Annotated in this window: 13 protein-coding genes; 1 reads left to right on the top strand and 12 read right to left on the bottom strand. The window is 45.5% G+C overall.

Going from position 1 to position 14,711, the window contains the following annotated elements; translation table 11 throughout:
• Window positions 1–94 precede the first annotated feature (94 nt).
• The 5 genes from GKG41_RS22680 to GKG41_RS22700 form a co-directional block, all read right to left on the bottom strand.
• Complete coding sequence (locus tag GKG41_RS22680) at window positions 95–400, bottom strand: YerC/YecD family TrpR-related protein (protein WP_072848930.1); 306 nt, start codon at window positions 398–400, stop codon at window positions 95–97.
• A 138-nt stretch (window positions 401–538) separates the two neighbouring features.
• Window positions 539–1,786, bottom strand: coding sequence for a nickel-dependent lactate racemase (larA, locus tag GKG41_RS22685; RefSeq protein ID WP_154263019.1), 1,248 nt, complete (start codon window positions 1,784–1,786; stop codon window positions 539–541).
• Between the two features lie 19 nt (window positions 1,787–1,805).
• A complete protein-coding gene (locus GKG41_RS22690) occupies window positions 1,806–3,692 on the bottom strand; it encodes a TRAP transporter permease (protein ID WP_154263030.1) in 1,887 nt (628 codons plus the stop codon).
• Between the two features lie 14 nt (window positions 3,693–3,706).
• The gene (locus tag GKG41_RS22695; RefSeq protein WP_154263039.1) at window positions 3,707–4,723 is read right to left on the bottom strand and encodes a TAXI family TRAP transporter solute-binding subunit; all 1,017 of its coding nucleotides are present in this window, start codon (window positions 4,721–4,723) and stop codon (window positions 3,707–3,709) included.
• 40 nt (window positions 4,724–4,763) lie between these two features.
• Window positions 4,764–6,026 carry a hypothetical protein gene (locus GKG41_RS22700; protein WP_154263042.1) on the bottom strand — a complete coding sequence of 421 codons (1,263 nt, stop codon included), beginning with the start codon at window positions 6,024–6,026 and terminating at the stop codon, window positions 4,764–4,766.
• A 412-nt stretch (window positions 6,027–6,438) separates the two neighbouring features.
• Between GKG41_RS22700 and GKG41_RS22705 the strand changes: the two genes are divergently transcribed.
• On the top strand, window positions 6,439–7,332 hold the full coding sequence (locus tag GKG41_RS22705) for a LysR family transcriptional regulator (RefSeq protein WP_154263044.1): 894 nt from the start codon (window positions 6,439–6,441) through the stop codon (window positions 7,330–7,332).
• Between the two features lie 94 nt (window positions 7,333–7,426).
• On the opposite strand, the gene GKG41_RS22710 is transcribed toward GKG41_RS22705, so the two are convergent.
• The 7 genes from GKG41_RS22710 to GKG41_RS22740 all read right to left on the bottom strand — a co-directional run bounded on the left by GKG41_RS22710 (window position 7,427) and on the right by GKG41_RS22740 (window position 14,150).
• Window positions 7,427–8,155 carry a phosphatase gene (locus GKG41_RS22710; RefSeq protein WP_154263047.1) on the bottom strand — a complete coding sequence of 243 codons (729 nt, stop codon included), beginning with the start codon at window positions 8,153–8,155 and terminating at the stop codon, window positions 7,427–7,429.
• 144 nt (window positions 8,156–8,299) lie between these two features.
• Window positions 8,300–9,769 (bottom strand): xylulokinase, encoded by a 1,470-nt coding sequence (gene xylB, locus GKG41_RS22715; RefSeq protein ID WP_154263058.1) that lies wholly within the window; start codon window positions 9,767–9,769, stop codon window positions 8,300–8,302.
• A gap of 101 nt (window positions 9,770–9,870) precedes the next feature.
• Entirely contained in the window at window positions 9,871–11,355 is a 1,485-nt protein-coding gene (locus tag GKG41_RS22720) for an L-fucose/L-arabinose isomerase family protein (RefSeq protein WP_154263061.1), read from the bottom strand.
• Between the two features lie 41 nt (window positions 11,356–11,396).
• Window positions 11,397–12,014, bottom strand: a complete 618-nt coding sequence (locus tag GKG41_RS22725) for a DUF4867 family protein (protein WP_154263064.1) — start codon at window positions 12,012–12,014, stop codon at window positions 11,397–11,399.
• 251 nt (window positions 12,015–12,265) lie between these two features.
• Window positions 12,266–12,823: a transporter substrate-binding domain-containing protein gene (locus tag GKG41_RS22730; protein WP_173015696.1), complete on the bottom strand. Its 558-nt coding sequence runs from the start codon at window positions 12,821–12,823 to the stop codon at window positions 12,266–12,268.
• Between the two features lie 68 nt (window positions 12,824–12,891).
• On the bottom strand, window positions 12,892–13,134 hold the full coding sequence (locus GKG41_RS22735; RefSeq protein ID WP_154263071.1) for a hypothetical protein: 243 nt from the start codon (window positions 13,132–13,134) through the stop codon (window positions 12,892–12,894).
• A 308-nt stretch (window positions 13,135–13,442) separates the two neighbouring features.
• Window positions 13,443–14,150, bottom strand: a complete 708-nt coding sequence (locus tag GKG41_RS22740) for a tyrosine-type recombinase/integrase (RefSeq protein ID WP_347563357.1) — start codon at window positions 14,148–14,150, stop codon at window positions 13,443–13,445.
• Window positions 14,151–14,711: the final 561 nt, after the last annotated feature.

Below are 14,711 nucleotides of genomic sequence, written 5' to 3' on the forward strand. Positions count from 1 at the left end.
ATAATTTTCAGGGGCAGGCGTGATTCGTATGAATCACGCCTGCCCCTGTGTAGGGCTATCTATTTCCCGACAGCCCCTTGACTGTTCTTATATGTTATACTTCTTCAGGCTCCTTTTTATTAATCCTCTCAAACACCATCTCATATCCATCATTTCCATAGTTCAGGGAACGGTTTACACGGCTGATAGTAGCAGTGGAAGCTCCCGTCTTTTCTGAGATCTCCAGATATGTCTTCTTTTCTCTTAGCATCTTGGCAACTTCAAAGCGCTGGGACAGAGAAAGAATCTCATTCACTGTACACACATCCTCAAAAAATGTATAGCATTCTTCTTTATTCTTCAGACTTAAAATGGCCTCAAACAGATAGTCTACTGCCTCTGTGTGAATCTTCTTACTCATTGTCATTCTCCTCAACACATATTTTTAAGCATCAACGAAATCATACGTCAACTTTTCTTCATTTTATCACGTTAAAATTGTGAAGTCAATGAGTTCGAATGTTTTATTTGTTACTGAGAATGGAGTGAACAGTAACTTTTATTTTAAGTCCGGAAGTATGCTGCCTCCAGCAGGCATAACCACTACAGACGCCTCCTCTCCCATGATCTGAAATGCTGCCTGCAGAGCTTCCTGAACACTGCCGAAAGGATGCATAAATATTTCCCTCACCAGGGATTCCTGCAGACTGGAAACCAGAAAAATACTGGCTTTTTCCAGAACAGAACCTATGGCGGCCGCCTTATGGCCTCCGAGACAAAAGTTCTTAGTTATCTTTCTCACCAGTTCTTTCGGCTCCTCTGCCTCCCGCATCCACTGTTCAAAAACAGGCTCTCCCAACCCCTCTCCCAGATATCCGGCCATAATGATAATGCCTCCCTCTCTTACAGCATAAGCAGCGTGGTTCAATGCCTTCTGCATCTGGTACAGGTTGAGATCCTTGGGCGCTCCTCCCTGAGACACAATTACAATATCTGCGGCACTCTGCAGCTTTCTTCTGCAGCAGCTGTCCACATACCGGCATCCTGCCCGGTGGGCCTGCACAGTATCCCCTGCAGCGGCCCAGAGGATTCTTTTATCAGCGTCCAGTACCACGTTTAGAATAAAAGCTATTTTGCACATTGCTGCTGCTTCCTCTATATCTTCCCGCACAGGATTTCCCTCCAGACAACCGCTCGCCGCCCCAGGCTCCATCATATGGCTGTGGTTCTTTTGTATGGCATTCCTGGAAGCAGTTCCCGGAAGAATAGCCTTGGCGCCCCCGCTGAACCCGGCAAAATAGTGATACTCAATGTTTCCCAGACAGACAATCCGATCCGCAGAGGCGACCTCCCTGGTTATCTCCACCGGGGTTCCTCTAGAAGTATATCCCAGGAGAATACAATCCTCCGGATCTGAATCCACACAGCGAATCCTCTCATACACTGCCTCTCCTGCCAGCTTCCTTTTTTCTGCCTCTGTATGGTACCTGTGAATCCCCAATCCAAAGATCAGTGTGATATCCTCCAGACGTGCTCCCCCGGCAGTCAACTCCTCCAACAGCACCGGCATAATCCGGCTGGTGGGCAGAGGCCTTGTCATATCACTGGCAACTACCGCGATTTTTTCACCGGATCTGAAAAGCGTTCTCAGTTTGGGTGTTCCGATAGGATGACGCAGTGCTTTTCGAAGAAGGATATCTTCATCCTCCTGTTTCTCTGTCCCTCGGGGCATTAAAACAGCCTGAAGATTCCTGTCCGGTATACTTACCTCCTGCTGCCCGGTTCCATAGCCCAGAGATATCTTCATGCCAATTCTCCTTTCTTCTCTATTTAACCGGTGATACTGCCGGCCTTCGCAGATGAACCGCACAGATCACACTGGCTATGAGGATCCCCACAAGGTCCGTTGTTACCCCCTGCACCATCATCAGTACGGCGGCACCAAACAGAGGAATCCGCAGATAAACTTTTATAGGATACTTCAGCCAGCCGGAAACTGCCACAGACAATATAGCAATCCCGATGAGTGTCGTACAGACAGCCAGAACTATGTCAATGATATTTCCTACCAGAAGTATTCCTGTGCCGTAGGCAAATACATAAGGAACGATGAAGGAAGACAGGGCCAGCCGAAACGCCTGAAATCCCACCTTCCCGGGATTTCCTTCTGCTATGGGGGCCGCTGTATATGCACAGATGGCTACAGGAGGCGTAATTCCCGCCATACAGGAGAAATAAAAGATAAACAAATGTGCCTGAATGGGTTCCAGTCCCATCTGCACCAGTGCCGGAGCCGTGAGGGCAGCCTGCATGACATAGGCAGCCGTAGGGGGAATCCCCATTCCTAATATGATGGATGCTATCATGGTCAGTATCAGGGCTGCCATAAGGTTTCCGCCGGAGATACTGACAACTGCACTTGTGAATTTTAAGCCAAGTCCCGTAAATCTGAGCACGCCAATAATAATCCCGGCGCTTGCACAGGCTGTTGCCACAGAGATACAGGATTTTGAGCCTAGTACCATTGCCTCCAGGCATTTTTTAGGTGTCATCCGGGTTTCCTTGCGGAAAAAGCTTACCACAATAATGGAAATAATCCCGTAAAAGGCTGCCCTCATGGCAGAATATCCTGCGCAGAGAAAATAAATAATCACAAGGAGCGGTATCAATAAGTATCCTGCCCGCTTCATAACAGAAAGAGCCGGTTCAATCTCTTCCCTGGGAACTCCCGAAAGATTCAGACGCCGCGCTTCCAGATATACCTGTAGAAACACTGCGAAAAAATACAAAAGTGCGGGAACCAAAGCGTAAAGGCATATCCTGGCATAGGAGATCCCCAGGTATTCTGACATAATAAACGCACCGGCCCCCATAACCGGAGGAAGAATCATCCCTCCTGTAGAGGCCACAGATGCTACAGCGCCCGCAAAGTTCTTTTCATATCCTCCCTTTTTCATGAAAGGAATAGTAAACACACCGGTTGCAGCTACATTAGCAATGGCACTCCCGGAGATCGTCCCCATGAGTGCGCAGGAGATTACGGTCATCATACCGGGACCTCCCCGGAAACGTCCCACCGCGCTCTTTGAAATATCAAGGAAGAACTGACCGCCCCCGGAAACCTGCAGAAAACTGCCGAAAAGGCAGAACATAACCACAAAGGTGGCAGAAGAGTTCAGCGCTTCTCCGAATACCCCCTGGAAGGTCAGATACATCTGCTCCACAAAACGGTCCAGCCCAATCCCTTTAAAATACAATACTCCGGACATATATTTTGCAGTGAATGCATACAGGATAAAAATAATGGCTATGATGGGCATTGCCATTCCGAGACACCGGCGTGTCAGTTCCAGCACAGATACAATTAACAAAATCCCCAGGATAACCTGCAGGGTGGTCACCTTATCGACCTGCATCATGCGCATCATCAGCTTTTTATTGGCAATAATGTTGTATCCAAGGCTTACTGCCATTCCCGCCGCAAATACAAGGTTGAAAATTCTGGTTACTGTTTTCCATCTCTCATTTTTAGACTGATACCCCAAATAATAAATGAGACCGATAAACAGCAGGTGCAGTGCCGTCTGGCAGGTACCTGTCAGCGTACCCATAAGAGCTGTGTATAAGTGGAAAAATGCCATTGCCGCACCCAATATCTGAATGCTGACTCCGCATATCCTGTCGTATCGGTCCCCGCCTTTTGTTTTTTCCATTGAAATCCTCTCCCTTATGAGACATTAATTCCTTTTTCTTTATAGTATCGAAGCGCTCCCGGATGGATCTCCCCTACCACCCCCTGGGTAATGGTTTCATCCGATAAGGATTTCAGGAGAGCGTGTGAAGTTCCCAGTACATCATAGTTTTCACAGATTGCCTTTGTCATCTCATACACCACATCCTCGGGCATATCCCTGGAGACTACGTATAGATTGGGTGTCCCTATTGTTTTTACATCTTCTTTTTGGAATTCATAGGTTCCTGCGGGAATGGTAATATCTACCCACCCCTCATACGTTTCCGTATATTCTTTCAATTTCTCCTCATTGATCTGCACCAGGCTGAACTCTTTTCCCACGGCCGCATTCACAATTCCGGCTGCCGGGAACGAGGTTGTCCAGAAAACAGCGTCAATATTTCCATCCTGAAGGGAATTGGTAGCCTCCCCCCATGCAAGAGGTGTCATCTCTCCCCCGCTTGCTTCTATGTCATCCAGTGTAAAGCCATAGGTCTTCATCATATTCATACAGGGCTGGTAGGGGCCTCCTCCGAACTGTCCGCAGGTGAATTTTTTGCTTTTCAGATCCGCAAAATCCTGGATTCCGGAGGATGGCAGTGCCCACAGCTGCATGGTGTTGGGATACAGGGCGCACATGGACATAAGATCTGGATATTCTTCCTCAAAAGGTTCCTCTCCGTTGATGGCTGCTGCCAGCGTATCTGCTGTGATAATTGCCATATCCGCTTCCCCGTTGTCCATAAGCTTTACATTTACCGCGCTTCCGGTACTGGGAACGGAAGAAAACTCTGTTCCCGGCATAGCAGCCTTAAAAAGCTCTATGGTAGCCGCTCCCACAATTTCCATCGTTCCCCCTGAGGGACCGGTAAGAATCGTTACTTCCTTTACCTCCTGGCTGCTATTTTGGGCGCTGTCTTTCTCCGTGTCCTCAGAAGCAGAATCCGTGCTGCCGGTGCATCCTCCCAAAACCATAATTCCTGCAAGTACCAAGGCCATTATCTTTTTCATCAATGTAATCTCTCCTTCCTTTAATCATTTCCCTAACTTGTCAATAACTTTTAACGATCTCACTCGCCAGCCTGCACCACTCCCAGAGCCTCTGTGGTTCATGATTCAGATCAATAATCGATTTCATAATAATTTCAACACTGCTCCCATACTTTTTTGCCAGACGGCAGACCTTTTTCAGCTCTTCCGTGAGAAGCTCGTAGCCGCAGGGATTCAGATTGATAAATGTATTATGTGCTTTAAATGATACAATATAACGTTTTCCCATCTTCTCCATCGCAGCCTCACAATTGCTGAACGGAGATACGGAGATTTTTTTTAGATTGGGGAAGGTTCCTAGTTCCGCGATTTTGTGATCCAGGCGTTCACAGCATCCATAATAGATACGGGGATACAAATCGGTCCAGGCCCTTTCATGCTCAAATGCAAATTCTTTGGTCATCTCAGGGGATACGGATGTAAAAATCTGATCCTGTGCCACCCCCCAGTTATCCTCCAGCTTTCCCCCAATCCCGCTCTGTGTGGGACTTGGAAGATCTGAACAGTATCCATAGCCTCCGTTTCCGATATATGTGTTGGAATTATTTGAAGAGATAAGGCCAAGTGCTTCATACTGCCTGGCTCTGTGTATAAAGCATTCTGCATATCTCTCAGCCGCCAGATGAAGATATTCCGGGTTCATGACCAAATCTGTCATACCCTGATCAATCGTTGTCCATGCAAAAATATCGTCAAACATGGCAAACCGGAAATTCTGAATTCCGAATAATTTAACCTCGATAATCCCTTCCATAATCTCGCACATCTGTTCATACCGTTCCATGGTTTCTTCTCTGCGGTAGACAACTTTGGGCCATTTGATTTTTGCGGAGACATCCTCCTCATTCCAGAGTACTCTCTCAAAGGCATATGCCCGGTGAAGCTCTTCCGGATCCATGGTCCACTGAGCCGGATAGCTGGACATCCGCAGTCCCACGTTGGAATCTTCAGCAATGATCGGAACATTGAGGTACGGTTCCACCACCCGGTCCCCCCGCAGGTGGTTCCATTCGTAGATGGTTAAAAGCATTTCCATCTCCCTTTGTCTGAAATAAGGATCTTCGATTGTCGGCCGGATGGCATCTGGTCCTTCCATGAGAAGCAAAACCGGATAATCTCTGGCAATCACCACCGGACGTATCATCTGTCCGTCATTCACTGCTGTCCATAATTTTTTATTTTCTTTCTGAATATCCAGCTCAGCAATTTCCCGTATCTGCTTTCCCAAAGACCGCAGCCTCTCTTTTTCTCTGTCTGATAACATACTCTTTCCTTTCTCCCGGCCGGCACAGGGGACGGAATCTATAGAAAGGCCCCTTAGCTTCCCGGGCGCTCAGTTGATAGCTGCTGTAAACTGCCATATGGCGCAGGACGCACTTTATCTGTGCGCCGCGAAGCATGCTGCTATTCTCAGAACTGCCTGAAAGCAGAACTATGAATAGTAACCTAAATTGATACCCGGGTTCACGCAGTTATATCAGATAATTGAATTGTATCTTTTAAATTTTTCTACTTTTTTACTAATATCCCAGCGTTTTCTTTATTGTATATCTGTTTACCCGAAGTGTAAATTACATCTTTCTTTTGAATATATAGTTTTAAACTATCGATAAAGCAGAATTTCTTGACCAACGTGTTAAAAAAGAATAAGATAAAAAAATACAGGAGGTGATAATATGACACTTCGGCAATTACAGTATTTTCAGCAGGTATGCCAGTGGGGAGGAATCACTGCTGCAGCAAAAAAACTTCACGTTTCCCAGCCTTCCATCACCAATTCCATCAAGGCTTTGGAAGAGGAGTTTAACCTTCTGCTGTTTAAGCGTGAAAAAAAGAAACTTACACTCACCTTTGAGGGGGAACTGTTCTATGTAGAGGCAACCCATGTTCTTCAGGATGTGAATGACCTGACGCAGAAAATGAAAGATTTGAGTCGTTCCAGAAACCAGATTAAGCTTGCTATCTCACCCACAGTGGAAACCTTTCTGTTCTCTGAAGTGGTTATTGGATTTAAAAAACTACATCCTCATGTTACCATTGATGTCCTGGAGTTGGGGGCGCTGGAGTGTTATGAAGTGGTGGAAAAGGGACAGGTTGATTTTGCAATCACCATAACCAATTATGCCAACCTGAATGCAGTGCGTATTATCACTCTGCTAACCACAAGGCTGAGTCTGGCGGTTCACAGGGAAAGTCCCATGGCCAGTCTCAAAAACATTACCCTCCGGGAGGTGGCTCAGATCCCCCTTGTGGTCAACCGAATCGGTTCCTTTAGCAATAAAATCATCAGCACTGCTTTTGAAAAGGCTTCCCTTAAGCCTAACATTATATTCCGTTCTAATCAGCTGGATACCATCAAGCAGCTTCTCCGGTCAGATTACTCGGTAGGGGGACTGCTTTTTGAGGAGACCATTCTGCACAACGAGGATATTGTTGGAATTCCCATTGAACCGCAGTTAGACCCGGTATTTATCGGGATCCTGTGGAACAAGGAACGTCCCCTCTACAGCGACTCTACTGCTTTTATCAATTATACCAAACGGCAATTTCCTCCCTGCAGAGTGTCTTAACCTCAAGATATTCTTTTGTATTTCCAGACACAGGGAAAGGCCGGGAATCTGTCTTTAAGATTCCCGGCCTGGCAACCGCGTGTTTCTCTCTTTGTTATCTGTATCTGTTTACATACTTTTTCAGTTCTTCCACAGAACGGTTCACTACCAATTCCTCAGGAAATTCCGTTTCTTTTAATAGTGCTTCCACAAACTCGTGAGCCCCAACCAAATCATCCACATGTGCATCGCTGCCAATGATTACAGGTGCCTGGTATTCTTTACAGTATTTTAGCAATTCCAGCATATTCTCTCTGCCATTTTGCCGGAAACATCTGGGATCCAGGGAATTATTGTTCAGCTCCAGCAGCACTTTGTACTCTTTTGCAGCCTGTACAACGGCACGGTAATCTGGCTTAAACCTTCCGTCATCGGGATGACCGATGATATTAACATAAGGGTTCTTTATGGCACACAGATAAGCATTGGTGTTCTCCTCTTTTGTACCGCTCTTGTAGCACGGAGGATGAATGCTTGCAATGGTTACATCCATCTTTTTTAAGGTTCTCTCTTCCATGTCAATGGTTCCCTGGTAATCCAGGATATTCAACTCTGTACCCAAAAGCAGCTCTACCCCATAGCAGTCCTTATATTTGTCCCGGTCAACCATTTTCAGATTTTCAAAATAAAATGTACAGCAGGTTCCCGGCATTTCAACTGCGTGTTCTGTGATTCCCAGCATCTGAAGCCCTTTCCTGCCTGCCGCACAGGCCATCTCTGCCATTGTATTGTAGGCATGCCCGCTGGCCAGCGTGTGGGTATGCACGTCTAAAACATATTTCATACTTTCGCCTCCTCAGGTCAGTGTGGACCTACCTTGCATTATACGAACCCTGATTTTTAAAATCAAGCAAAATCTTTGCAAAACAGCAAGGGTAAGGGGACCTGGAGGCATTTTCATGGGAATACACGCCATGTTCCTGTTTGGTTACAGTATTTCGCTGAACAGGTTTTTCACTGCAGGATAGATTTTGGCAAACTTTTTGTACCGTTCGTCATACTTTACAGCAAGCGCAGGTTCCGGCTCCACGGTGTCAACCACTTTGACAATAGCCTCTGCAGCCTCCTCCACGGAAGCGTATTCTCCATTTGCCACTGCCGCCAGCATAGCTCCTCCCATTGCAGGTCCTTCTTCGGATGCGATAACATCCACCTTAATATTCAAAATGTTGGCTATCATTTTCTTCCACAGTGGGCTTTTGGCGCCTCCGCCGCAGATTTTAGTCCGTTCAATCTTTATTCCCAGAGACTTGGCGACCTCAAAGGAATCTCTGATGGCAAAAGCAACCCCCTCAAGAACTGCCTGGGTCATATCCTCCCTGGTGCTGTCCATGGTCAGGCCGATAAACGTACCTCTTGCATCGGGGTTGTTGTGCGGGGAACGTTCCCCCATAAGGTAGGGAAGGAAATACACGTGATTCTCCCCCAGGTTCCCAATCTTTCCCTGCTCTCCGGCGTAATCTGCTGTTCCGATAATCTCATCCATCCACCACTTGTTGCAGGAGGCAGCGCTCAGCATGCACCCCATGAGATGGTAATGGCCGTCTGCATGGGCAAAGGCATGAAGTGCATTGTATTTATCTACGCCGAATTCTTTGCTGGAGATAAAGATAGTACCGCTGGTGCCCAGGGAAATATTGCACATTCCGTCACCCACGGTTCCCGTTCCCACTGCTGCTGCTGCATTATCCCCGGCGCCGGCTGCTATTTTGCAATTCTCCGGCAGGCCCAGTTCCTCTGCCACTTCCCTCTTAAGGGTCCCTACAGTCTCATAGCTCTCATACAGCCTGGGCATCTGCTCCTCCCGGATACCGCAGATATTCAGCATCTCGCCGGACCAGCATTTATTTTTTACGTCCATCAGAAGCATACCCGAGGCATCCGAGTAGTCAGAGCAGTGCACACCGCTCAGTTTATAGGCAAGATAATCCTTGGGAAGCATAATCTTGCTGATTCTGGCAAAATTCTCCGGTTCATTTTCCTTCACCCACAGGATCTTTGGAGCTGTAAATCCTGCAAAGGCAATGTTGGCGGTATATTCCGACAGCTTTTCCTTTCCAATTACTTCATTAAGATAGTTGGTCTCTTTGCCGGTTCTTCCGTCGTTCCACAGAATCGCCGGGCGTATCACCTGATCTTGGCTGTCCAGAATCACCAGCCCGTGCATCTGTCCCCCAAAGCTGATGCCTGCTACCTGGGATTTGTCGCATTCTGCTGTAAGCTCCTTAATTCCTTCTACCGTCTTCTCCCACCAGTCCTCCGGCTTCTGTTCTGACCAGCCCGGGTTTGGAAAAGAAATGGGATATTCCTTTGATACAATCTTCTGAATCTTGCCGTCTTTGCTCATCAAAAGCAGCTTGACCGCTGAAGTTCCTAAATCAACACCAATATATAACATATCATTTTCTCCTTTATCTGAATCGGAATCGGGGACGTGTTCTTTTTAAAAGGAACACGTCCCCGATTGCCCCTGCCCTGTCCCTTTTTACAATCTAACTCTTATGCAAATGGATTTTCGGTCGGGTAACGGACACCTTTGGGCTGATTATATCCTATCTCGTCCACATCCACGCCAATATATTTAAATACCTCAAACAATGCTTTTCCATAGCTGCCAAATGCTACTGCTCCGTGATGCGGGTAATTCCCCTCAATCAATACATGGCGATAGAATCTTCCCATCTCCGGGATTGCAAATACACCTATGGATCCAAAGGATCTGGTTGCAACCGGAAGCACTTCTCCCTGGGCAATATAAGCACGAAGTGTATTATCCGCAGTGCTCTGCAGGCGGTAGAATGTAATGCTGCCCGGCACAATATCACCTTCCAAAGTTCCCTGTGTAACCTCCTCCGGCAGGCTTCTGGCCATAATCATTTGGTATTTCATAGCGCAGAAGGAAAGCTTTTTGGTACTGGTATTGCCGCAGTGGAAGCCCATAAAGGTATCTTTGTGTGTATAATCAAACTTTCCTTTGATATCCGTTTCATACATATCAGCAGGAACTGTGTTGTTGATGTCCAAAAGGGTGACTGCATCCTCGCTTACACAAGTTCCGATAAATTCACTCAGCGCTCCGTAGATATCAACTTCGCAGGAAACGGGAATCCCCATCCCTGTAAGTCGACTATTTACATAACAAGGTACAAAACCAAACTGTGTCTGGAAAGCCGGCCAGCATTTTCCTGCAATTGCTACATATTTTCTGTAGCCTCTGTGCTCTTCAACCCAGTCCAGAAGGGTCAGCTCATACTGCGCAAGCTTTGGCAGAATCTCTGGCTTCATATTTCCTTCTCCAAGCTCCGCTTCCATATCTTTCACCACATCTTCGATTCTGGGATCCCCTGCATGCTTATTGAATGCTTCAAATAAGTCTAACTCTGAATTTTCTTCAATCTCTACTCCCAGATTGTAGAGCTGCTTGATTGGCGCATTGCATGCCAGAAAGTTCAGCGGACGGGGTCCGAAGCTAATAATTTTAAGCTCTGATAGCCCGATAATGGCTCTTGCAACCGGCAGGAACTCATGAATCATATCCGCACATTCTTCTGCTGTTCCCACAGGGTATTCCGGAATATAGGCCCTTATATTGCGGAGTTTCAGATTATAGCTGGCATTGAGCATACCACAGTATGCATCCCCTCTGCCTTGGATCAGATTATCTCCGGATTCCTCCGCAGCTGCTACAAACATCTTCGGGCCGTCAAAATGTTTTGCAAGGAGTGTCTCGGCAATTTCAGGTCCGAAGTTCCCCAAATATACCGCCAGTGCATTACATCCTGCCTTCTTGATATCCTCCAGTGCCTGTACCATATGTATTTCGCTTTCCACAATACAGATTGGACATTCATAGATATCCTCTGCATCATACTTTTTAGCGTAAGCCTCTGCCAGCGCCTTTCTTCTGTTTACAGACAGGGGTTCCGGAAAACAGTCTCTGCTGACAGCTACAATTCCTAACTTTACTTTTGGCATATTGTTCATTGTTCTTCCTCCATAAATGATATATTTCTTTTTATAAAAACCTACTTTACTGAGAGGTTCTCTCCCTTCAGACCATTGAATGCTCCCTCAATCCTGGCATCCGGATGGGCAATCAGCCATTTATTTCTGGCAAAGAGCATTTTATCTTCCTCTGTATAGGGACCTTCTTTTTCAATCTCTGTGTTCGTCCCTCTGGGGAGTACCACTACACATTTAAACCCGCTTTCCGCCACATTGCAGGGGGCATAGTGAAGTGTTGTCCCGTAGACTTCAATTACCGTTCCCTGAGGAACCATAAACGCTTCCATCCGGGACGTGTCATATGTACCGTCTTTTTCAATATCCTGTTCACATCCCAGAATCAGAATCATATCCGTAACTGCGATGTTAATTTCTGAGTCTCTGTGATATTCCGCAGCATTCAGCAGATAATTACTGCCATTGCAGTATCCCACTTGAATGGGCATTCCCCCGTAAAGGCTGTATGCAATCTTCTCCGCACTGGAGCATGACTCCAATGAAGCCTCTGAAGCTACATAAACCACATCTTCGGGAAGAGGTGTAGCTTCCATCGCCTCTGCCATGTCACTGCAGTCAATCCCAGTAATTACCTTTCCATACCTGCAGAACTCCGGATCTGATACCTTTAATATGTCCATCAAAATAACCTCCCTTAGCACTTTGTTTACCCGTTGAACTATATGCACATAGTACCATTTTCAACCAAAAAAATCAATCCCTTCTTGCAAAAGTATACAAAAATTTTATTACGAAATGAAAATAACCCCTGACTATGGGGCGTGAGCATAAAAAAACAAGCAATAGGAAAGTCTACATTCTTGTATTTCCTTTCCTTTGCTTGTATGCTGCTCCAGTTAATCCCGGCAGTATCTCCTGCTTTGTCAATTGTCTAAAGCCCTTCTGTGATATCTGTTCCAAAATACTGCTGAGACAGTTCTGACACTTTGCCTTCGCTGCGCAATTCTTCCAGGGCTTTATCTATTCTCAGCATCAGCTGTCCATTTTTCCTGCTTACAAAAATCCCTAACTGTCCCTCTGCCTCTTTATTACTAATCTGATCTTTGATCAAAGTAATATCAGCATACGGCCTGGTCACATAATATTCTTTTTGATTGTCCTCCGTGATCGGAATGGTTGATATGGCGCAATCATAGACCTTTGCTCCCAGAGACGGCAGAAGATTCTTTTCAGTGGTATCCACAATCTCTACTTTTACCCCCAGCTTCTCTGCAACTGCATAGATCAAATCTACATCAAACCCCACCGGCTTCATTTCTTCGTCCAGAGCTTCCATAGGCGGCACCTTTAACTCCATCCCTACCTTCAGTATACCGGACTCTAAAAGTAAATCATTTACCGGCGTTCCATCCGCTTCCAGTTTTTTCTCACATCCTGCCATAGTCAGCAAAGTGACAACTGCGATTACTATTGCAACTATTTTCTTCATATCGTACTCCTCTAAACTTTCCATCTAACAGCACGATATCACTCTGTTTCCTATTTGTCAAATATAAATCAACCCCTATTTCTTAAGATTTCCATCAGATATTCTCTTGCTTTCCGGGGTGATCCCAGCACAATCTCTTCCCGCAGCAAATACTGTACAGCCGAGTTCCATTCCCCCAGGCTATACTCATCTGGAGAGATATCCTCCAGGATCTTCAGCATGTCATCATAATTATTCATTATATGGAGATCCGATATATAATCGTATCCCAGTTTCTCCGCCAAGCGCTCTAAAAGTTCTTCCCTATTCATGCTTTTTCCTTCTCTTATCCGGCACGTACTGCAGTCAGCCGTAGATTATGTAGTGATGCTATATTACAACCTAATAATAGTTATGTGGTAAAATAAAAACATACACAAAGAAATTATTAATTTTAGGTTACCTCTTTACCATAATAATACTGAAAAATATTTATATTTGAAACAAAATATATTGTTACGTAGATTTTCCCAAGCGCATTGACAATTTATTCCAATTATTATAAGATAAATCTATGTAATATTTACAAATCTCATTATTAAAATACCACATAACTATTATTATGTGGTATTTATATGTTTTAATTGACCAGACCTAAACTGTCAATTCTTTTCTGATAAACATTTCCTGAATGCGCCGTATAAATCCGGGTCACCTCCATACTGCTGTGCCCCAGAATGTCTGCAAGTCCCGCAAGATCTTTAGTCAAACTATAATATACCCTGGCAAACAAATGACGCAGATTATGAGGAAAAATTTTCTCTGGAGATACCTCTGCCTCTTTATAAAGGGCTTTCATTTCTGCCCACAGATTACTTCTGTCTTTGGGCTTTCCATTTCTTGTCACAAAAATACACCCTGACAGGATGTTATGTTTTTTCACGTAATAAATTAGCTTTCTCCTTAATTTCTCAGGCAGCAGGATGGTTCTTGACTTTCCTTTATTATGAACCTCAACATATCCCTTCCTGACTCTTTCTACTGTAAAATAAGATAATTCACTGATTCGTATTCCAGTGGAACATATCGTTTCTATAATAAGTGCCAGCTGAGCCTTACCATTCTCGGCTGCTGCCCTTTTCAGTCTTATGTATTCTTCCTTTGACATTTCTTTATCTTCATCTGCAAAGTTCTGTTTTTGTACCTTCACCCTTTTTAGTTTCAAAAAACCTCCGCCCAGATATTCCAGAAGCTGATTCAGAGAAACGAGCATAGAATTCACACTGGAAACTGCATAATTTTGCATCAGCCACTCTTTATATCTCAGTAAAAGTGACTTTTCAATCACATCCTTTCCTTTTGCAAACTTCAGAAACGTGTGTACATCCGTAAGGTATTTACTGATCGTTGCTGTAGAATATTCTCTTTCATAGAGAAACTCCTAGAAGTCCTGTATATCCTCTTTCTGAATATAGAGTTCCATTTTATCTCTATCCCTCATCTTACTCTCCCATCTGCCGCAATTTCAGGCCAGTCTATCATTTGTATGTTTTTTCCAGTATAGCATTGAGGGGAGGGAGTGTCATCTGGATAAATATGGAAATTATAGTTTTGTGTATGTAAAGTTCGAGATAAAATAGTCGGCGAGCGGAGTGTCGCAGACGGACGGTCAAGGGAGGAGGTCTTGGGGCCAGGGGTACTGTGTGGATCTGCTTGCTGCTGCGTTTCTCCTCTGCTAACTGCCTGGCCGTTCACTAAGAAGCTCAGGAAAGCCTTCGCTCCTAAGTGACCGCCGGCAGTGGATCTTCGGACGCACTCCGTAGTCTGCGCAGCTCCACACAGTACCCCCGGCCCCAAGACCTCCTCCCTTGACCTGGCAGAGACTCACTTCACATTCACGGAAAACGGG

This window comes from Lactonifactor sp. BIOML-A5 (genome assembly GCF_009677585.1).
Taxonomy (GTDB): domain Bacteria; phylum Bacillota; class Clostridia; order Lachnospirales; family Lachnospiraceae; genus Lactonifactor.

Coding starts and splice junctions, on each gene's coding strand:
- larA (WP_154263019.1), bottom strand. CDS start 1,786: ATGAAGATATCTCTGGGCTATGGAACCGGGCAGCAGGAGGTAAGTATA.
- GKG41_RS22690 (WP_154263030.1), bottom strand. CDS start 3,692: ATGGAAAAAACAAAAGGCGGGGACCGATACGACAGGATATGCGGAGTC.
- GKG41_RS22735 (WP_154263071.1), bottom strand. CDS start 13,134: ATGAATAGGGAAGAACTTTTAGAGCGCTTGGCGGAGAAACTGGGATAC.
- xylB (WP_154263058.1), bottom strand. CDS start 9,769: ATGTTATATATTGGTGTTGATTTAGGAACTTCAGCGGTCAAGCTGCTT.
- GKG41_RS22725 (WP_154263064.1), bottom strand. CDS start 12,014: ATGGACATATTAAAGGTATCAGATCCGGAGTTCTGCAGGTATGGAAAG.
- GKG41_RS22705 (WP_154263044.1), top strand. CDS start 6,439: ATGACACTTCGGCAATTACAGTATTTTCAGCAGGTATGCCAGTGGGGA.
- GKG41_RS22680 (WP_072848930.1), bottom strand. CDS start 400: ATGAGTAAGAAGATTCACACAGAGGCAGTAGACTATCTGTTTGAGGCC.
- GKG41_RS22710 (WP_154263047.1), bottom strand. CDS start 8,155: ATGAAATATGTTTTAGACGTGCATACCCACACGCTGGCCAGCGGGCAT.
- GKG41_RS22730 (WP_173015696.1), bottom strand. CDS start 12,823: ATGAAGAAAATAGTTGCAATAGTAATCGCAGTTGTCACTTTGCTGACT.
- GKG41_RS22695 (WP_154263039.1), bottom strand. CDS start 4,723: ATGAAAAAGATAATGGCCTTGGTACTTGCAGGAATTATGGTTTTGGGA.
- GKG41_RS22700 (WP_154263042.1), bottom strand. CDS start 6,026: ATGTTATCAGACAGAGAAAAAGAGAGGCTGCGGTCTTTGGGAAAGCAG.
- GKG41_RS22720 (WP_154263061.1), bottom strand. CDS start 11,355: ATGAACAATATGCCAAAAGTAAAGTTAGGAATTGTAGCTGTCAGCAGA.